Genomic DNA, 19,576 nt, shown 5'->3' with positions numbered 1-19,576 from the left:
GTTTGAAAACTTATTAAAAATCAATTGATTTTTTAGGAGATGAAAATGAGCACAAATATAGATGTTTTGGATCCGGAACAGCCGAAAAAAATTTTGATGATTGCCGCAAATCCAGCAATCTCTTTACAAACGGGTTGGCCGGTTGGGTTTTGGGCAGCTGAGTTAACCCATCCGTATTATGAATTTGTTGAAAACGGATATCAGGTAGAAATTGCCAGTCCGGACGGCGGCAAACTGGAAATTGACAGCTTCAGCGATCCACGGCACGAAAGCGGTTATTCAGCAAACGATTTAATTAGTATGGGTTTTTTGCACACTCCGGCATTAGCGAATTTGTTGGAAAATACCAAAAGCATCGATGATGTGGATATTGCAACATATGATGCAATATTTTTGGTGGGTGGGCAATCGCCGATGATCTCATTTATCGACAACACAAAACTTCACACATATATTGCCAATTTTTACGAAAGTGGGAAACTGGTTGCTATCGTTTGTCATGCAACATGTGTTTTGCTAAAAATCCGTTTAAGCAATGGAAATTTATTGGTTGATAGCAAAACCTGGACCGGGTTTGCAGATTCTGAAGAGGAATATGCCGACCAAATTGTTGGTCAAAAAATACAACCCTTCTGGATTGAGTCTTCTGCGAAAAAGCTGCCGAATACCAACTTTATCACAGGTGGTCGCTTCAAATCGTTTGCGATTCGTGATGGGCGATTAATTACCGGTCAACAACAGTTCTCCGGGAAAGCTGCGGCAAAATTGGTCATCGAAGCACTAGGAATTTAATTCAACAGCAATGGAGTAAAATATGAGAATAGCAATCATTGGCTCAGGAAATGTTGGCGGGGCATTAGCGAGAGGCTGGGCAAAGGTTGATCACGACATCATTTTGGGCGTTCGCAACGCAAATTCAGAGAAAATAAAATCCCTCACCGAGTTTTCAAAAAAAATATCGGTGGTAAGCATTTCCGAAGCGATTGAATCTGCAAAAATTGTCGTTTTTTCAACACCGCCGGATGTTGCTATATCAATAGCAGAGGCAAATCCGGCACTTTTGGGTAAAATTGTTATCGATGCAACAAATTCCGTATTCAAAAAGCCGTTGCCTTATACCACTGCGTTTGAAGGCATCAAAGATAAAAGTGGGTGCAAATCTATCGTAAAATGTTTTAATTCAACAGGTTATGAGAATATCAACAATCCAGTTTATGGTCAAGTTGGAATTGACATGTTTGTCGCAGGAGATGATTCAATGGCAAAAAGCGTCGCGAGGCAATTGGCAAAGGAATTGGGTTTTGCAGAATGTTACGATTTTGGTGGTGATGACAAAATTGAATTGCTCGAGCAGTTTGCGTTTGTCTGGATAAACATGGGTATTTTACAAAAACATGGACGCGATATGGCGTTTAAGGTATTGAAAAGGCATTAATTAGCTACCTTACTTTTCGAACATTTGAATGGTGTAATCCAACAAATCAACAGCGCCGTATTTGCCGTGCCCCGGCACTACGGTTTGCACATCCGTAAATGTTTTTTTCACTTTTCTGATCGTCGATGGCCATTCCAACGTATTGGCATTATTCAAATTTCCTTTGCCAGCGTTTAATGATTTAATCATGCAGCCGCCAAAAATCAACCGGTCATTCGGAAACCATGCAACAATGTTATCGGTAGTGTGCGCTTCTCCGAAATATTCACAAACAATTTCTTTATCACCCAATTGAATGACCAATTTTTGATCAAATCCGATTTGGGGAATCACATTATTTTCATTTGCTGCCAGTTTGAGCGTGCGGATGTTCGCATACGAAGGAATACCGCGTTTGTGGAACGCGGCAAGTCCACCCAAACAATCGTCGTGATAATGATTCACTACAACGCCTTTGATACGCACCTTTTCCACATTTTCCAACCAATTGATGAGGACGTTAGACAACGAATCATTCGCCGGCGTGTCAAACAGATAACACTCGCCGTTGTTGATATAAATTAATCCGTTGCAGCTAACATTTCCCCAACCTTCCACCTGCATCATCGAATCGTGAATGAGGGCATTTTCTGACAACCGGATGATTTTCAGATCATCAGAAATAACTATTGTTTTATCAGTCTCCTGAGCAAATAATTGCACCGATAACAACACGTAAACAATAAAGTTCGCAATCATTTTCATAATTATCATCCACCCAAATTTTGGAAATATTTATTTGTCAACAACACAACTGCTCATTTAATGCGTAAGATATTTTCACAAAACCTTACGGGAAATATATCCGGAATAATCTTTTAATTTCGGCTCGTATTTTTCATTAATTAAGTGCGACGAAATCAAAAAATCCGCAGAAGAACGGTTACAGGCAATCGGAATATTATAAACCACAGAGATGCGCAATAATGCTTTTACATCTACATCGTGCGGCTGCGGTTCCATCGGGTCCCAAAAGAAAATCAGGATATCCACTTTGCCTTCGGTGATCAACGCACCCAATTGCTGATCGCCGCCAAGCGGTCCGGATTTGAGCTTGGTAATTGCTTTCACCTGATCCCTTCGACCTTCGCTGGTCAGCTTATCCTGAATTGCAGCTTCAATCATTTTGCCGGTTGTTCCGGTACAAATCAAATTGTGGTTCAGCAACATTTCATAATTCCACTCAACCCACTCGATCAAGTCCTTTTTCCGATTGTCGTGAGCCACTAAAGCCAGATTTTTAATCGCTTTCATCGTTACATCCTTTCGATGTGATGCACCTGAAATTATTATTCTGTCGCGTTAACGGAGTGATAACATAATGCACTTAAAATCGGATTCAAAGAATTTCGTAAAGTGTTTCGCCAGAAATTTCTGCAAAAAAAAAGCCCGCAGAAAAATTCTGCGGGCTTTCCGAAATGATTCAATATTGACTCAAAAGTGTTACAAGGTTACAACATCTTGTGCTTTGACACCTTTTTGATCTTTTGTTTTCGTAAATTCAACACGTTGGCCTTCCGACAAAGAGCGGAAACCGCCGTTTTCACGAATGGATGCATAGTGAACAAATACATCTTCACCATCTTCTGTTGAAATAAAACCATAGCCTTTGCTATCGTTGAACCATTTAACCACGCCAGTTACGCGATCAGACATAATACGACTCCTTTGAATATGAACTATTACAAAAAAATTACAAGTTTTCAGAAGAATCTGTGAATTAATACCTTTTACGGCAGGTGATCCTTCTAAAAAGCAAACGAATGTAATGTAGTATTTTTGTTTTTACAAGAAAAAAAACAAATAATTGTTGTAAATTCAAATTTACAATCTGTTTAACCAATATAATACAGGCTGAATCAGTGATTGCCGAAGGTGATTCTTCAATAAAAATAGTTGCGCAAACCTACTTTCTGAGCTAATATTTGATTTGGACAAATGAAAGGGATTGATCGTTATTGAGTGAACATATTTTGTATCAAGAGCCGGAAAAAGCGATTCTGGCTGGTATTGTTTTACCCCGTGACAGACGGTGGGAAGTTGAAGAAAACCTGATGGAATTACGACAGTTGGCGACGACTTCCGGTGTTGTGGTTGTAGATCAAGTGTTGCAGGAACGCCAGCAATATCACCCCGCACATTTTCTCGGTAGCGGCAAGGTGGATGAGCTTCACGATTTGGTAAAGATGCACAAAGTTGAAACCGTAATTTTTGATGCCGACCTTTCTCCCGCACAAGTGCGAAACCTCGAAAAAAATCTGCAGGCGAAAATTATCGATCGAAGCACTTTAATTCTCGATATTTTTGCCAAACATGCCCGGACACGAACTGCAAAAACGCAAGTGGAACTTGCGCAATTGCAATACTTGCTACCTCGACTTACCCGACAATGGACACACCTTTCCCGGCAAGTTGGCGGTGTCGGCACCAAAGGACCCGGCGAAACCCAGTTGGAAACCGACCGTCGATTGATTCGTACCCGGATTGATCATCTCCGTCGTGATCTGGAAAAAATCGATCGCCAACGCCAAACACGTCGACAGGGGCGCCAAAATATGTTTCGCGCATCGCTGATCGGTTACACAAACGTTGGTAAATCAACCATCATGAATTTGCTTTCGGGTGCTGATGTACTGGTCGAAGACCAGCTGTTTGCAACGCTCGATCCAACCGTTCGGCAGGTGCAACTTAACAAAGAACATACCATATTACTCAGCGATACCGTCGGCTTTATCCGCAAATTGCCTCACCATTTGGTGGAGTCGTTTAAAAGCACGCTGGACGAAGCCGTGGAAGCGGATCTCCTTTTGCATGTGGTTGATGTTGGGCATCCCTCGTTTCATGAGCAGATTGACGCAGTAAACCAGGTTTTGGAAAGCATAAAAGCGCATGACAAACCGACGCTAACCGTATTCAATAAAATTGATAAAATTGAAGAAAAAGCCCAACTGGAAGTGTTGCGAAAACAATATCCGGACAGTGTTTTTATCAGCGCAACCCGGCATATTCGCACGGAAACGCTGATTGACGCACTCGTAAAATTCATCGAAAATACGTTTGTTGAAACGAGCATCCGGATACCGTTACATCATTCCCGGCTGGTGCATACCATCCACGAAATGGCAGTTGTCGATCAGGAAAAATACGAGGAAGACGGCATACACCTGCGTTTCAGATCAGACCAAACTGTTCGTGACCGGTTGTTGCAGCACATCAACAAAACCGTTTCTACTGATATCAACGGTGTCGATGGTTGACGGTGCTACTCAATTTATCATTTTGATTTTTGCCAATTTTTTGCGATGACAATGCAATAATCCAGAATGCAATTTCATTCCATGAACAGGACCTGACTGAATGACCCAATTGATGTTTCAACGTTGTGTTCACCTGATATTTCTAATTGCTATCTTGTTGTTTTTACCGGCTTTCGGTCAATACGTCCGACAGGAAAAATTTGCCAGTGAGCAAGATCGCCGGGCAAGATATGAACTTGACGACTGGATTAGCCACAGCACTTCGCACTCATTTTCCAGCGCGACAATCGGCACACATTATTTATACATTGCCACCAAAGATGGCGGAATTCTCCGCTATCACATTCTCGAAAATTATTGGGATTTTCCATTTACGACCAGCAGCGGATTACCGAGCAACACCGTTTTGGATGTGTATTACGATCCCGAAACCGGATTTCTGTGGGCAATTACGCCAAACGACATTTCCATATTTCAGCCGGCTTCGAAAGAATGGATCAACAAATCCGAAACGCCCGGATGGCCATACGATTTGCCGGAACGTGACACATCCGGCACTCAACCGGCAAATAGCGATCAGATCAATCGCGGTGTTTTTTTCAATCGGGAAGCATTGTTGAATTTACCCACTTTTTTTGCCAACGGCTCGTTCAGCATTCTGTCCGATTGGCGATTGAGCGACGACAACACTTTTGATGAATATTTAATGGTCGGCTACATCCGCGACCGGTTCGACCGGATATGGTTTCTGGTTGATGGATTTGGAATCGGACAGGGTGATATGTTTTCCCAACGCGCCGATTTTTACCGCATCGGGCTGCCAGATATTTCTCCCCGAGCCATCGAATTTCAGGGTGACGATTTGTGGATCGGCGGAGTCGGTGATCGGCGGGGAATTTCCGGAATTGCATTGTGGCCGTATAATTCGGCAGAATGGGAATATTTTCAGGCTAAACGCATCGCCCGATTGCCGTCGGATAACGTTTTTTCGATGCTCGCCGACGGCGATTCTATTTGGTTCGCCAGCGATTTCGGCGTTTCGCTGTTCGATTATGGCGATCTCAATTGGAAAAATTACAGCACCCGGGAAGGCATGGCAAGCAACGAAGTGAACGATCTCGCAATCGTTAATGATTATTTGTATGCGGCAACCCAGCAGGGAATTTCCCGTATTAGCCTGCTCACCGGAAATCTTGAAAAAACGAAAGATAAGCGATTTATCAACCTGCCGGTTTACCGGTTTGCGCTGCAATCCGATACGCTTTGGGCGGGTACGAGTCGCGGTATTTTCCGGCGGCTGCCGGATACGTCTGAGTGGGAATTTGTGCCATCCCGGGCTTCTATTCAGGATTTGGAAATCACCGCAGTCGGCACATTTGAGGACGAAATCTGGTTCGCATCAACCGGCGGTGTTACGCTTTATGAACAGAAAAGCGATAAATGGCAGAGTTTTCCGCAACTTGCGTTCGAAATATCTCCACCGTATAATGATATCAAAGTAAACGAATCCGCCGCATGGGTTGCAACGGATACCGGGCTGTTAAAATATGACAAACAGCGCAACTACTGGCGACTGTTTACCACCGAAGACGGATTGTTGGATAACCACTGCCACCAATTATTGCTGGATGGCGATTTTATCTGGATTGTTACCGATAAAGGCATCACTGAATTTTATTGGAATTCACCCCAACGTAGTGATTGAAGAAAAAAATACAGGAGTAAAAGAATGAAATATTTGGTAAATGGATTGTTGATTGCAGTGTTAATTACAGCTTTTTCATGCGAAAACCAATCCGCATCGGAACAATCGGCTGCGGCAGCAAAAGCAGAACAGACGCTCAACTCCCCGGCTGTGAACGTAATAAACGTAACCGAAGCGCAGCAAAAAATTGAACTCAATCCGGATGTTGTGGTGATTGATGTGCGGACCAAAGCAGAATACGACAGCGAAACCGGACACGTCATAAACTCGCATCTCATGCCGGTTCAGGAGATAGAGCAATGGTCAACCGAAATTACCGAATGGAAAGATAAAGAAGTGATCCTGATTTGCAGGAGTGGTAATCGCAGCGGTATTGCCGGTGATTATTTGCGGGCAAAAGGATTTAGCAAATTATACAATGTTGCCGGCGGCATGAATTCCTGGAATAAGGAACAACTGCCCGTTGCAAAAACCGGGCAATAATGTTAATCGGCTTATTTGAAATTCAACGTTCGTAAGTGTTTGTAAAACAACGCGATAGGAAATCCAACCACATTCGGATAACAGCCGTTTATTCCGGAAATAAACGGCGCAGCAAAACCTTGAATGCCGTATCCACCCGCCTTATCCATCGATTCCCCGGTTGCCAGATATGCACCAATTTCCTGATCCGACAGCGAAATAAATGTCACATCGGTAGACTCAAAATCGGTGATTTCCCGATCCGGTGTTTTGAGGCAAATAGCTGAAATCACCTGATGGGTTTTTCCGCTGAGTTTGCGGAGCATCATTTCCGCATCGGCGGCATTTACCGGCTTTCCCAAAATCTCCCCGTTTTGAACAACTATTGTATCGGCAGCAATCACCAAATCCGCCGGTTCGCGTTCTGCTACCCAAACCGCTTTTTCCCGGGCATTTTGCATGGCAAAATCCGCTGCATCGCGAAAGGATTCGGGATTTTCGTCCACATCCGCCGGAACGATTTCAAACCGCAAACCGAGATTCCGCAACATTTCAACCCGGCGGGGCGATTGGCTCGCCAAAATAATCCGCCGGTTTTTCAATTCACACAAATCATTTAAAAACAGATTATTAGACAATCGATTACGTATCCTTTTTCAAATTTCAGCGCTACTTTTTTACTGGCTCCAACCCCAAATTACGCCCTTTTTCCAACGCCGGAACGCCATTTTCCAACCATTCCGGTGCCGGTGCACCTTTCAAAAAGTGATCGAAATATTGTTGCAGACGAATTTGCCAATCACGTTTTTTGTGATATTTCACCGGCCAATGCGGTTCATCGTTATAGTTAATCAGCCACGCCGGTTTGCCAAGCCGCCGCAACGCCACAAACAACTCGATGCCCTGATACCACGGCACATGCCCGTCATGATCGTTGTGCATGATCAGCAATGGCGTTTGAATTTTATCGACCCAAAAAATCGGGGAATTTTCGATGTAGCGCAGCGGATAATCCCAAATTGTGCCGCCAATGCGGCTTTGGGTGTGCTCATACTGGAACATCCGGCTGAGCCCTGTTTGCCAGCGAATCCCGCCGTACGCACTAAACATATTGGACACCGGCGCGCCCGCTTCTGCCGCTTTAAAAATATTGGTTCGCGTCACCAGATAAGCGATCTGATATCCACCCCAACTGTGCCCCTGAACGCCGATATTTTCTGCATCCACAAAGCCCTGTTCGATGAGATGGGTGACACCGGGCAGCACCGCTTCGACTGCGCTTTCGCCGGGATATCCGGTTTCATATGGAATATCCGGCACAAAAATGACATACCCACGGCTGGCATAAAATGTAAAATTGATGATCGATCGATGCGGCGCCGGGGCAACATGCCGGTTGAGATTGTCTGAACTTTTTTCGTAAAAATACACCAGCATCGGGTATTTTTTGCTGCCGTCGAAATCCTCCGGTTTGATGAGCAGTCCGTTCAACTGCTCGCCATCGAGCGAACGCCAGTTGATCAGCTCAATTGTGCCCCAGTTGTATTCCGATTGTTGCGGGTTGACATCGCTAACCTGTTTCATATCAGAAAAATTGGCGTTGCTGACCCAAACATCGGGGAATTCCTGAAAACTTTCGCGGGTAAATAGCAATTGCTCGTCGAGTTTGGCTTTCACGGGGCGGGAAAAATTTTTGGGCATCATCACCAATTCGATCGGCGAAGATGTGCCCTTAAGAGTATCCCTGAAAAACCCTTCAGATTTATCGGTCTGATTAAATGCTGAAAGCAGCAGTGGCATGTCCGATGGAATAAATTGCGCTTCGCGATCCAGTTTTACATAGCGCAATTGCAAATCGCGCTGACGTCCGATGCCATCAGTTACGTTTACCGGCGAATTTTTACCGGCAGGATCACACGCCCAGATATCAAATTGATCGTAAATTAAAAATTGGCGATCATCTTCGGTCCAGCCGGCGAATCCGTAGCTATCCGGCAGATACGGCCAATCGTGTTTTTCGTAAAAAAATGCCTGTGGAATTTGTTTCGTTAAATTGTTGATTTGTTTGCGTTTAACATCATAAACCTGCCAACTGGAATCGGCGCGATTCCACCAAAACAAATAATTTCCTGCCGGTGAAATTTGCGCTTCGGATTGCAATTTTTCCACAACCAGTTGACGCGTATTTTTTTTGAGATCGAGCCAATAAACATCGTAATATTCCGGATAATCCCAGGAAATTTCCAGTTGATAGGGCACATTTGTGCGACCGATGGCTACATCGGCATCGCCTTCCGCGGCAATTTCGATATCGGGCAGCGATTCGGTTGCCAACTGGACAACCCGTTTTTTATCGATATCCGCCATCGCCAGATAGCTTTTTTTGCGATCTTTTTCCACATTTGCCAATTGAACCGTCATCAACTCCGGATCTTGCCAATGCCAGATATCGACGTTCACATCTTCATCTTCGGGCGTTTTTTCCTCAGGCTCTGGTGCCGGTTTTGGCGCAGTTCCGAAAAACAACCGTTTGCCATTTTTGGAAAATGATAATTTTCCATACTCGCTGATCCACCAGTTTTCAGGAAACGCCGCGTTTCCAGATGTCGCCAAATTACGCGGCTTATCGCCATCAAACGACCAGTAATACAACGCATACGCTGGCTGATCGGCGGCATAATCATTACGATTCGACAAAAACCCGAGCTGCTCACCGGATTCATCCAGCACAATTTGTTTGTAATCACCTGCGCCGGTTTGCACCGGAATCCGTTCGCCGCTGGCGGTCAGAACGACAAACATGCCATCCGCGCTGCTGTCTTTACTGGATGTTGCGAATGCCAGCGTTACACCGGTTTTCGCAATGGTGTAATCGGTCACGTGTTCGTATCGCCACTCGCTGCCATCTTCCAGTTTGCGCAACGCCAAAACATTTCCGTCTGATTTTTTCTTTTTATCCTTTTTGCCGTCAGTTTTGGGTTCCTTTTTTTTCTCTTTTTTCGGCTCGGGTTTTACCGAATCTGCAGCAGTTGTGTCTTTCGGCTCCGGCATTTCCTCTAATAAATATGCCAGCCACTGTCCATTTTTTTCGGGCAGTCGCCACGATTTCACATCGTTGATCACCGTTTTGCTGCCGTCCGATAAATCCACAATCAGCAAAGAATCTTTGGGCATTTCATCCTTCTTTTTCTTTGCTTTTTTGGCGGCTTTCACCGTTTCTTTAGCAGGGCTGATTTTGGCGATCGCAAAGCGGGAATTATAGCTAAATTCTGCGCCAGAAGCCCGTAAAGCGCTGTAATACGTGTCATCCTCAACATTGCGAATATGCAGTACATTATCACCGTCTTCCGGTCCGGTTACGTACATCACCCATTTTCCATTGGGAGAAATATCCTTTTCTTTGATCTGATTCCAGATGTCGTACGCATCGTGATCAAGCACTTTTTTTTGCCCAAAAAGTGCTGCACAGCTAACAGAAATCACCAGAATTACGGTTGACAACCATTTCATTTTTCTACCCCGGATAGTTTGAATTGCAATTTAGGTTGGCAGTTGAAAAAAATTAGTTCAAAGGAATCAATTCGATTTCGAATAATTTTGGCCAGCGTTTTCCGGTCACAAACAGGCGTTTGTTTTGGTGATCGTATGCGATGCCGTTTAAGACATCGATATTCGGGTGCTGGTCGCCCGGATTCAACAGACCGGTTAAGTCTATTTTTCCCAATATTTTACCGGTCACTGGGCTGATTCGCAAAATCTGGTTTGTCGGCCACACATTTGCAAAAATTTCGCCATCGATAAATTCAAGTTCATTCAGCTGACCCAAAAACGGTTTGCCATTTTCCGAAACCTCGATAAAACTGGTTTCCACAAACGAAAAAGGATCGAGAAAATAAATTTTGGCCGTGCCGTCGCTCATAATCAGCCGTTCGCCGTCTGTGGTGAGTCCCCAACCTTCGGTCGGGTAATAAAATTCTTCGATCAAACCGAAGGATTCCCGGTCGTAGGCAAAACCGGTTTTCGATTTCCAGGTGAGCTGAATAATCCGGTCTTCAAAAATGGTAACGCCTTCGCCAAAATATTTTTCATCTAACAAATGCGATTCCAGCACTTGCCCGTTTTCGATGTTCACTTTTCGCAAACCGGATTCGCCATTCATTCCGGTGCCTTCGTATAAAAATCCGTCCGCAAACACCAACCCCTGAGTAAATGCGCTGATATCGTGCGGATAAACATTCACAACGCGGTACGAATAATTGCGGTAAGTATTGGTTTCCGCACCAACAGCAAGCAACACCAGAATTGTAAACAATATGATAGTTTTGATCAATTTATTATCTCTAATTTTCATCATTACTTTTATTGTGTCTGATTTTTAAAATACCCAATTTCATTTAAACGATCAATAATTTGCAATGCAGACAGGCTTTTTACAACCATTTTCTACTTTGGCGGATATTGGCGGCAAATAAAAAAGCGCTTGTTTTTTTACCGTTGAACCGGTTATTTTTTATCAGAAACTCGCTCAAATATTAAAAAGGCAAATAAAATGAAAACAGCTACTTACCTGATTTTATTTATCGTGTTTTCCGGCATATTTTTTTCCTGTGCAGATCGTTCCTCAGACCCGTTGATCCCACCGAAAACGCCCACTGAAGTTTCCGGTATCGTGAGTGGAATTTGGGCACAGGATGATTCCCCGATTATCGTCACAGGCGATGTGCAAGTGCCTGCCAATCAAACCCTCAGCATTGAACCGGGAACCCTGATCCAATTTGAAAATGGATTCCGCATGACGGTGAACGGGCAATTAGACGCCATCGGCACGGATCGAGAACCCATCCGGTTTACGGCTGCGGACGTCCATTGGCGCGGCATTCATATTGTAGATGCTACCGGTTCCTCATCGCTGATGTTTTGCAATATTTCCGGTGGCGGTAGTGATGCACAGCTCGATTCGACCGGAAACGGTATTCTGGAAGTGCGCAATTCGACTGCGGATATCCGGAATTCGGTTTTCACCGGAAATAACGGGTTCACCGGCGGCGGCATTGCTGCGCTGAACGGCGCAATCATCACTGTCAAAAATTGCATTTTTTACCAAAATCAAAGCCTTGTTTATGGCGGCGGCATGTTTGTGATGGCATCGCAGGCAACCATTATCAATAATACGTTTTACAAAAATAATTCGGACAACGTCGGCGGCGGACTCGTTTTGTTCAACCCAATTTCAGTTGAAATTCAGAACAATATTTTTTATCAAAATGATGCGCCACAGGGGTTGAAAACGATTTATTTTGCCCGACCGGATTCCGGTGTGGCTCTCATCCAATACAATTTTACCGATCTTGCATTAAACCCCGCTTTCATCGATGAAGGAAATTTGCACATCAGCGCCGGTTCGCCCTGCCAGAATGCCGGCAATCCCGATCCGGCGTTCAACGATGTTGATCTGACGCGAAATGACCAAGGTGCATTTGGCGGACCTGGCGGTGACTGGAACCCCTGATCCGCGATAAAAACTTTGAAATGGGTTGGCGATCAAAAAATATCGCCCTATATTTGTTCCCGTTAGCCGGATTTAAAACCGGATTTGTTTTCGTAAACAATTGTAATTATTGAACTAAATCTATTTTAATATGACAGAGCCCGCAACAACAGCCAAAAACCATTCCCGTAAAGAAGTTTGGAAAATGTTTGACCGTATCGCCCATCGATACGATTTATTGAATCGCATGTTATCCCTCGGACAGGATGTGGTTTGGCGTAAAAAAGTTGCCCGGCATTTGCCGGAACAGCCGGAATTGCATGTGTTGGATGTCGCCACCGGCACCGGCGATTTGATTATTTTTATGCAACAGGCGAACGCAGCAGTGAAATCGGGAATCGGCATAGATATGGCGGAAAAAATGCTCGAATACGGTCGCCCGAAATTGGAAAAAGCTGGCATTAGCGACCGGTTTTCGCTCAAAACCGGAAACGCCGTGGCTATCCCGTTTTCCGATAACCAGTTCGATGCAACCACAATTTCTTTTGGCATTCGCAATGTAATCGATGTTCCAAAAGCACTCAGCGAAATGCACCGCGTGCTGAAAAAAAACGGGCGTGCGCTCATTCTGGAATTTTCGCTCCCCAACAATGCACTGTTGCGCGGACTGTATTTGTTCTATTTTCGCAATATTTTACCGCGAATCGGCGGGCTGATTTCTGGTGATTCGTTTGCATATCGTTACCTCAACGATACCGTTGAATCGTTCCCGTATGGCGAAGAATTTTGTAGTTTGATGCGCGATGCCGGATTCCAGGATGTAAAAATGGCACCGCTAACATTTGGCATTGCCACTATTTATCAAGGCGATAAATGATTGTTTAATCGATAGTTAACATCTCCGTTTTATCGGCATTACTCCTCCCCTTCCCCAAACCCCTATAGTCAGCAGATTCCTAACCGATACTTGTTAATGTTTTCCGGAAAGCAGATGTGTTTCCGGACAACGGATAATGCCGCCACGGAGCCATTTTATTTTATAAACCACGGAAAAAATATGATGTATTTTCGAATATCTGGATTAAAAATGTTGTTCGTTTGGGCAATATCGGTATTTACGGCTTTTGCCCAAACGCCCGCCGGCACGTGGCATGCGGAAGTAACGCATTATCCCCGAACCATTTTTTCGGCAGCCGATACATCCATTATTGTTTCGCGCATCGAATCTAACCCTCTGCATTTTCAATTATTTACGGGACTTTATCAAACCCTGTCGCAACCCCCGACAAACCGCGAAACAATTGCAAAAATCACCAAAAACGCAGCGTTTGTGTACGCCATCAATCGAAAACCGGAAAACGGATCGCTGGTAAAATTGACCGAAGCTGAACGCGAAACCCTCAAAAATTTGGTGTTTCAAGGGTTCGAAACCGCAGATATTTCTGTTAGCAGCTACACCCAATATGACCAGTGGCATTATCGCGCCCGCGAAATAATCTCGTATTGCCAGGCTTACGACATGCTGGCAGGTTGCAATATTCCATTGGATACACTTTGGAGCAATGGCGCAAACCGCATTCACGAATACATTTCGAGATTGTATGCGCAAGCCAGCAACCCGCAATTTAACCAATTTGCCTATTTTGCCAATTTGCGAATCATTTACAGCGCAGCGCTCACGATGGGCGCCATCGTTTTCAATCATGTCGAAACAGCGGATTCCACCGGACAGCCGGCAAATTGGGCGGCGTTGGGGATGAACAATATCGATCGCTCATTTTGGGATTTTCAGAGCAGCGCGGAGAGCGAATCGGGCTTCGCAGAGGGCAGTTATTATTTGACTTACGCGATGCTGTACGCCATCCCGATGTTCGCATCGCTGGAGCGCTTTTTGGGCGATTTCAGCGAGGATTTTTTGGGGCGAACCATCCGGAATCCCTGGCACAACGAAAATTACGTTCTACTAATGAACACCATTACCAAATTGAAATTGCCAGATGGCGGGCTGATTCCCATCGAAGACGCTTATCTCAACGCAGATTTTCCCGAGCTGGCAATGTTGGGCAACATGCCCGGTGCACCGCAGCATTTTGCTTGGCCGTTGAGCGCCGCAATCAAATCGGATTTGAGCAACAAACTTTCCGGCATTTACGATTTGCGGGCAGATTACATCGCCAATGCGGTCGATTTTAGCGAAGTGCCGGAAAATTGGCAACCCACCCAGTTTTTGCCGTTGGCCGGCTCGGTCGTATTCCGTAGCAGCTGGGACAGCACCGCCACGCTGATGCATCTCACCGGAAAGAACGGGCAGGCGCGAACCGCCAATTTTTTTATCCCGAACGGACACAATCACGCCGATGAGGGCGATTTTATGATTTTCGCCGGTGGCGAAATGCTGGCGCTGCATCCCGGATATTTTGATTATCCGAACAATTATCAAACCAAATACAGCGCGCAGCACAACGTGATTTTAGTAGACGATGCCGGACCGGACAGCGCACTCCAGTGGAACGGCAACGAACAATTTTTATACGGTGTGGATGCTTTTATCGAAAATACCATCCGGCAGCGCAACAGCGATTTTGCGGAGGTGCGAACCCGCTACCAAAATAGCGATATCCGGCGCAGCGTGCTGTTTGCAGATCGCGAATTTTTTATCATCGTAGATGAAATGCGGAGCGCAGAACCGCGCAAATTCACGTTTCAACTGCACGGCAACGGCGATGACAGTATCGGCACATATCTCCCTAATTTTGCTCAACATAGCGCAATCTGGAACGCCGGAGAAATGCGCCTCAAAGCCACAGTTGCCACAGTCGATAGCGCAGCAGCATTCGAAACCGCTCGCAGCAAACATGCACCAAAATATCAGGAATGGGCGCATCATTCAACATTGCGGGTTCACCAAATTGCTGCGAAAACGAATGCCGTTTCGGCGCTCATTCCGTTTCGCCACAGCGAATCCGAGCCACAAATTACATTGATGCCATCATCGCAAAACGCCACCGGATTGCAGGTTTTGCGAAATGGGCAACGGTATCAAATGATCGCCGGAACAACGGATTCGCTGCTGACAATCGATCAGCTCACCGGAAATTTGGCGCATTTGGCAACCGACGGGCGGTTGCTGTTTGTCCGCGAAAATCCAGTTGACCCAACGGATTTTTCCGTGCTGTATATGGATGGAAAACAGGTGATTTCCGAACGCGTAAACGGCAGTGCGGACACACTGTTTTCGAGCAGCGATACAACCGGCGTTTTCGCCGAATTTCACGGCGATACGTTGTTTGCGACCATCCTAAATCCGGGAAAATCGGCGAATGAGTTGCGGGTAAACAGCATATTTCTGCCGCTTTCTGTGTCTGGCGAAAATATCACGGACTGGAATTATCAGCCCCCATATCTGACCATTTTTTTTGACAGCAGCCGGGCAAATTTCACCGCGATTTTTTCCGATGACTCCAGCCAAACGAGTATTGGCAACGTCGGCGAAACACTGCCGACAAAAATTGCACTGTTGCCGAATTATCCAAATCCGTTCAATCCATCCACGATTATCCGGTTCCAATTGACCCACGCAAGCGATGTTAAACTGCATATTTACAACATGTTGGGTCAGGAAATTAAAACATTGCTGGACGCACAACAACCTGCCGGAGAACATCGCATCATTTGGAATGGGCAAAATGAAAACGGCGAACCGGGTGCCAGCGGTGTTTACCTGCTGCGGATGGAATCCGGCCATTTTCAACAAACCCGGAAATTGTTGCTGCTTCGTTAATTTCCCAGATGGCAAAAATTATAATCCACTAATTTTGGTATTACTTTTTGGGAAATTTGAGGATGACAATTATTATTGAGTGTTGTAACTTTACCCCCTTAAACAGCTGATGCCGTAATTCCGGCGATTGACCACATTCAACAACAGGATTGAGCATGTTTTCTGCAAACACGATTTCAAAATTTCAGCAGATGGATACACCCTTTTATTATTACGATATGGATTTATTACGCCGAACCATTTTTGCGGCAAATGACGCTGCAAAACCGGGCAATTTTCACATCCATTTTGCGATGAAAGCTAATTTTGAAGAGCGCATTTTAAAGGAATTGCTCTCAAATGGATTTGGTGCGGATTGCGTAAGTGGCGGTGAAGTTGCTCGTGCGCTTGCGGTTGGCTTTTCTTCGGAAAGTATTGTTTTTGCTGGTGTTGGGAAATCTGATACGGAAATAAAATCAGCATTGGCAGCGGATATTTTTTGTTTCAACTGCGAATCGCCACAGGAAATTTCGGTTATTGACGGGCTGGCAAAAAGTGCCGGAAAAATTGCGCGGATCGCTTTGCGCATCAATCCGGATGTTGATCCGCACACCCATCATTACATCACCACCGGTAAAGAAGAAAATAAATTTGGGATTTATCGCAGCGATATTCCGGCAATTCTGGCGCAGTTGCCCGAATGCAAAAACGTGCAATTGGTCGGGATTCATTTTCATATCGGATCGCAGGTGACGGATTTATCAACCTACGAATTGCTGTGCGACCGGGTAAACGAAATTCAGGACGGGCTGGATGAAGCCAATATTCGCATTGAACATGTGAATTTGGGCGGCGGTTTGGGCATCGATTATTATCACCCGGACGAGCATCCGATTGTCGATTTTGAACGCTATTTTGGCATTTTTCAGCAAAAACTGGTGGTTCGACCGCACCAAACGGTGCATTTTGAATTGGGGCGGGCACTGGTCGGGCAATGCGGCTCGCTGATCAGCAGAGTGCTGTATATTAAAGAAGGACGCAAAAAGCAATTCGCGATTATCGATGCGGGGATGACCGAGCTGATTCGTCCGGCGCTGTATCAGGCGTTTCACAAAATTGAAAATATTTCCAGCGATCGGGCTGAAAAAGCTTACGACGTTGTTGGCCCGATTTGCGAATCATCCGACAGTTTCGGCAAAGATATTTCGCTTCCGGAAACCCGCCGCGGCGATTTGATCGCCATTCGAAGTGCGGGCGCGTATGGTGCAGTAATGGCTTCGCGTTATAATTTGCGGGAGCCCGTGCAAGCTGTTTTTTCGGATGATTTGGCGGGATAGGTTAATTTTCAAAAGGGGCGAATAACTTTTGCCCCTTTTTCATTTCAGTTTGATGTTCGGGTTATTTTGCGTTGCGAATGGCATCCACCGTTTCTGGATGCTCGAGGCTGCTCACATCGCCCGGGTCTTCGCCCAAAAACGCTGCGCGTATTACCCGGCGCATTACTTTTGCGTTTCGGGTTTTCGGCAGCGCAGTTGTAAATTTTATGGCTTTTGGCTTTAGCGGCTTCCCCAATTCTGCAACAATCAGATTCATCAATTCATCCCGGAGCCGTTCGTCCGGTTTTATTCCTTCGCTAAGCACACAAAAAACAACCACTTCGTTATCTTTTACAGGGTGAGGAACGGCAATCGCCGCAGATTCGGTGACCGCGGCATGGGCGTTCACAATCGATTCCACTTCTGCCGGTCCGAGACGTTTTCCCGCAATTTTTATGGTGTCATCACTGCGCCCGAGGATAAACCACAGCCCATCATCGTCGATAGCGGCAAAATCGCCGTGGCGCCAGATGTTCTCAAATGTGCGCCAGTATGAATCGAGATATCGTTCGTCATCGCGCCAAAATCCGCGGGTCATTCCGATCCACGGCTGACGGATCACCAACTCGCCAACGGTACCGCGAACAGGCTCGCCTTTATCGTTGAGCACATCCGCATCCATCCCCACAACCGGACCGGAAAAGGCACAGGGCTTTAGCGGCCTAAAAAAATTGCCGCAAACAATGCCGCCACTGATTTCCGTGCCACCGGAATAATTGAGGATCGGTTTTTTGCCTCCCAACACATTGTTGAACAACCACAACCACGATTCCGGGTCCCACGGGCTGCCCGTTGAACCCACTGCCCGCAGGCTGCTCAAATCAAATTTTTTGACCGGTCCGTTGCCGTACGGCTTGAGCGCGCGTATCAGCGTTGGCGAAACACCGAGATGCGTAACATGATGATTTTCAACGATTTGCCACAGCCGTTCCACATCCGGGTGATCGGGCGCTCCGTCGTAAAACACCATTGTTGCACCAATCAACAAAGTGCCGAAAACTTCCCACGGACCCATCATCCAGCCCATATCGCTCATCCAATACATCGTGTCCTGCGGTTTTACGTCCATCGAGTGATACATATCTTGCGCAGCTTTTATGGGAAATCCGCAATGGGTGTGCACTGCGCCTTTCGGACGACCGGTGGTGCCGCTGGTGTAAATAATCATCAGCGGATCTTCCGCATCTGTGTGCTCTGTTTTGGCTCTGGCGGATTGGAACGGCACAAATTCGTGCCACCAGTGATCACGATCTTTCACCCAATGGACATCGCCATTATTGATACGATCCACCACAATAACGTGCTTTACAGACGACACATTCGTCAACGCTTCATCTGCCATCGATTTCATATCGACTACTTTCCCGCGACGCAGCATGCCATCTGCGGTTACCAACGCTTTGGCATCGGCATCGGCGAGACGGGTTGCAACGGCAGTTGGTCCGTATCCGCTGAACAGCGGCAAAATAATGCCGCCAATTTTGATGATCGCCAAAAACGCGATTGCCAACTCGGGAATCATGGGCATGTACAGCCCGACGGCATCGCCTTTGCCGAGACCGAGGCAGCGCAATCCGTTGGCACAGCGATTCACTTCGCGATGTAAATCGGCATAAGTATATTGCCGGATTTCGCCTTCCTCGCCTTCCCAGCGCAGCGCCACGCGGTTCCGGGTCGGGGTTTCCTGCCATTTATCGAGGCAGTTGTGGATAATATTCATCTTACCGTCAACGCACCATTTGGGAAAAGCTGCACCGTTCTCAAAATCAACAATTTTTTTATACGGTTTGTAAAATTCGATATTCAGATCAGCAAGTGTCGCATCCCAAAACCACTGGATATCTTCAATCGATTTGCGAAACAGATCGTCATAACTCGCAATATTATGGGCATTCATGAACGATTGCAGGTTACTTTCCGCGATCCATTGGGGATTCGGTTGCCAGGCGATTTTCTGATTGAACGGGAATGTATCGGTTTTTGCAGACATTTGGCGTGCTCCGGTTTTGAAATTGGACCTCAATGAAACGATCAAATTTAACGGTGCAACCGCG

16 protein-coding genes are annotated in these 19,576 nt (G+C 45.9%); 9 read left to right on the top strand and 7 right to left on the bottom strand.

Translation table 11 applies throughout. The annotated features are described in order from the left end of the window. Positions 1-45: 45 nt before the first annotated feature. Positions 46-792 carry a type 1 glutamine amidotransferase domain-containing protein gene (locus tag H6629_15395; protein MCB9069180.1) on the top strand — a complete coding sequence of 249 codons (747 nt, stop codon included), beginning with the start codon at positions 46-48 and terminating at the stop codon, positions 790-792. 22 nt (positions 793-814) lie between these two features. Further along, positions 815-1,435: an NAD(P)-binding domain-containing protein gene (locus H6629_15390; GenBank protein ID MCB9069179.1), complete on the top strand. Its 621-nt coding sequence runs from the start codon at positions 815-817 to the stop codon at positions 1,433-1,435. A gap of 9 nt (positions 1,436-1,444) precedes the next feature. Here the strand turns inward: H6629_15390 and bla are convergent, their stop codons facing one another. From bla to H6629_15375, 3 genes are all read right to left on the bottom strand, one after another. After that, entirely contained in the window at positions 1,445-2,179 is a 735-nt protein-coding gene (gene bla, locus H6629_15385; GenBank protein ID MCB9069178.1) for a subclass B1 metallo-beta-lactamase, read from the bottom strand. A 75-nt stretch (positions 2,180-2,254) separates the two neighbouring features. Then, positions 2,255-2,728 carry a methylglyoxal synthase gene (locus H6629_15380; GenBank protein MCB9069177.1) on the bottom strand — a complete coding sequence of 158 codons (474 nt, stop codon included), beginning with the start codon at positions 2,726-2,728 and terminating at the stop codon, positions 2,255-2,257. 189 nt (positions 2,729-2,917) lie between these two features. Beyond that, on the bottom strand, positions 2,918-3,130 hold the full coding sequence (locus tag H6629_15375) for a cold-shock protein (GenBank protein ID MCB9069176.1): 213 nt from the start codon (positions 3,128-3,130) through the stop codon (positions 2,918-2,920). Between the two features lie 302 nt (positions 3,131-3,432). Here H6629_15375 and hflX point away from each other — a divergent pair, with 302 nt between their 5' ends. The 3 genes from hflX (at position 3,433) to H6629_15360 (ending at position 6,919) form a co-directional block, all read left to right on the top strand. Further along, positions 3,433-4,731 (top strand): GTPase HflX, encoded by a 1,299-nt coding sequence (hflX, locus tag H6629_15370; GenBank protein MCB9069175.1) that lies wholly within the window; start codon positions 3,433-3,435, stop codon positions 4,729-4,731. A gap of 100 nt (positions 4,732-4,831) precedes the next feature. Continuing rightward, positions 4,832-6,436: a hypothetical protein gene (locus H6629_15365; GenBank protein MCB9069174.1), complete on the top strand. Its 1,605-nt coding sequence runs from the start codon at positions 4,832-4,834 to the stop codon at positions 6,434-6,436. A 24-nt stretch (positions 6,437-6,460) separates the two neighbouring features. Continuing rightward, positions 6,461-6,919 carry a rhodanese-like domain-containing protein gene (locus H6629_15360; GenBank protein ID MCB9069173.1) on the top strand — a complete coding sequence of 153 codons (459 nt, stop codon included), beginning with the start codon at positions 6,461-6,463 and terminating at the stop codon, positions 6,917-6,919. Between the two features lie 11 nt (positions 6,920-6,930). Here the strand turns inward: H6629_15360 and maf are convergent, their stop codons facing one another. The 3 genes from maf to H6629_15345 form a co-directional block, all read right to left on the bottom strand. Next, positions 6,931-7,500: a septum formation protein Maf gene (maf, locus tag H6629_15355; protein ID MCB9069172.1), complete on the bottom strand. Its 570-nt coding sequence runs from the start codon at positions 7,498-7,500 to the stop codon at positions 6,931-6,933. Positions 7,501-7,567: 67 nt separating this feature from the next. Continuing rightward, positions 7,568-10,408 (bottom strand): S9 family peptidase, encoded by a 2,841-nt coding sequence (locus H6629_15350; GenBank protein MCB9069171.1) that lies wholly within the window; start codon positions 10,406-10,408, stop codon positions 7,568-7,570. A gap of 52 nt (positions 10,409-10,460) precedes the next feature. Next, positions 10,461-11,249, bottom strand: coding sequence for a glutaminyl-peptide cyclotransferase (locus H6629_15345; GenBank protein MCB9069170.1), 789 nt, complete (start codon positions 11,247-11,249; stop codon positions 10,461-10,463). 198 nt (positions 11,250-11,447) lie between these two features. Here H6629_15345 and H6629_15340 point away from each other — a divergent pair, with 198 nt between their 5' ends. From H6629_15340 to lysA, 4 genes are all read left to right on the top strand, one after another. Then, on the top strand, positions 11,448-12,407 hold the full coding sequence (locus H6629_15340; GenBank protein MCB9069169.1) for a right-handed parallel beta-helix repeat-containing protein: 960 nt from the start codon (positions 11,448-11,450) through the stop codon (positions 12,405-12,407). A 130-nt stretch (positions 12,408-12,537) separates the two neighbouring features. After that, on the top strand, positions 12,538-13,263 hold the full coding sequence (ubiE, locus tag H6629_15335; GenBank protein MCB9069168.1) for a bifunctional demethylmenaquinone methyltransferase/2-methoxy-6-polyprenyl-1,4-benzoquinol methylase UbiE: 726 nt from the start codon (positions 12,538-12,540) through the stop codon (positions 13,261-13,263). Between the two features lie 180 nt (positions 13,264-13,443). Continuing rightward, positions 13,444-16,167 (top strand): heparinase II/III family protein, encoded by a 2,724-nt coding sequence (locus H6629_15330; GenBank protein ID MCB9069167.1) that lies wholly within the window; start codon positions 13,444-13,446, stop codon positions 16,165-16,167. Positions 16,168-16,322: 155 nt separating this feature from the next. Further along, positions 16,323-17,483 (top strand): diaminopimelate decarboxylase, encoded by a 1,161-nt coding sequence (lysA, locus tag H6629_15325; protein ID MCB9069166.1) that lies wholly within the window; start codon positions 16,323-16,325, stop codon positions 17,481-17,483. A 61-nt stretch (positions 17,484-17,544) separates the two neighbouring features. Here the strand turns inward: lysA and H6629_15320 are convergent, their stop codons facing one another. Then, a complete protein-coding gene (locus H6629_15320) occupies positions 17,545-19,512 on the bottom strand; it encodes an AMP-binding protein (protein ID MCB9069165.1) in 1,968 nt (655 codons plus the stop codon). Between the last annotated feature and the right edge of the window lie 64 nt (positions 19,513-19,576).

This window comes from Calditrichia bacterium, assembly GCA_020634975.1.
GTDB lineage: Bacteria > Calditrichota > Calditrichia > RBG-13-44-9 > J075 > JACKAQ01.
The sequence above is the reverse complement of the archived record's forward strand: the minus strand, read 5'-3'. Positions and strand labels throughout refer to the sequence as shown.

Bases quoted from the DNA above. Each gene is read 5' to 3' on its own strand.
- H6629_15380 (MCB9069177.1), bottom strand. From the start codon at position 2,728: ATGAAAGCGATTAAAAATCTGGCTTTAGTGGCTCACGACAATCGGAAA.
- H6629_15390 (MCB9069179.1), top strand. From the start codon at position 815: ATGAGAATAGCAATCATTGGCTCAGGAAATGTTGGCGGGGCATTAGCG.
- H6629_15345 (MCB9069170.1), bottom strand. From the start codon at position 11,249: ATGAAAATTAGAGATAATAAATTGATCAAAACTATCATATTGTTTACA.
- H6629_15360 (MCB9069173.1), top strand. From the start codon at position 6,461: ATGAAATATTTGGTAAATGGATTGTTGATTGCAGTGTTAATTACAGCT.
- H6629_15320 (MCB9069165.1), bottom strand. From the start codon at position 19,512: ATGTCTGCAAAAACCGATACATTCCCGTTCAATCAGAAAATCGCCTGG.
- H6629_15340 (MCB9069169.1), top strand. From the start codon at position 11,448: ATGAAAACAGCTACTTACCTGATTTTATTTATCGTGTTTTCCGGCATA.
- H6629_15350 (MCB9069171.1), bottom strand. From the start codon at position 10,408: ATGAAATGGTTGTCAACCGTAATTCTGGTGATTTCTGTTAGCTGTGCA.
- H6629_15330 (MCB9069167.1), top strand. From the start codon at position 13,444: ATGATGTATTTTCGAATATCTGGATTAAAAATGTTGTTCGTTTGGGCA.
- H6629_15375 (MCB9069176.1), bottom strand. From the start codon at position 3,130: ATGTCTGATCGCGTAACTGGCGTGGTTAAATGGTTCAACGATAGCAAA.
- lysA (MCB9069166.1), top strand. From the start codon at position 16,323: ATGTTTTCTGCAAACACGATTTCAAAATTTCAGCAGATGGATACACCC.
- H6629_15365 (MCB9069174.1), top strand. From the start codon at position 4,832: ATGACCCAATTGATGTTTCAACGTTGTGTTCACCTGATATTTCTAATT.
- H6629_15395 (MCB9069180.1), top strand. From the start codon at position 46: ATGAGCACAAATATAGATGTTTTGGATCCGGAACAGCCGAAAAAAATT.
- bla (MCB9069178.1), bottom strand. From the start codon at position 2,179: ATGAAAATGATTGCGAACTTTATTGTTTACGTGTTGTTATCGGTGCAA.
- ubiE (MCB9069168.1), top strand. From the start codon at position 12,538: ATGACAGAGCCCGCAACAACAGCCAAAAACCATTCCCGTAAAGAAGTT.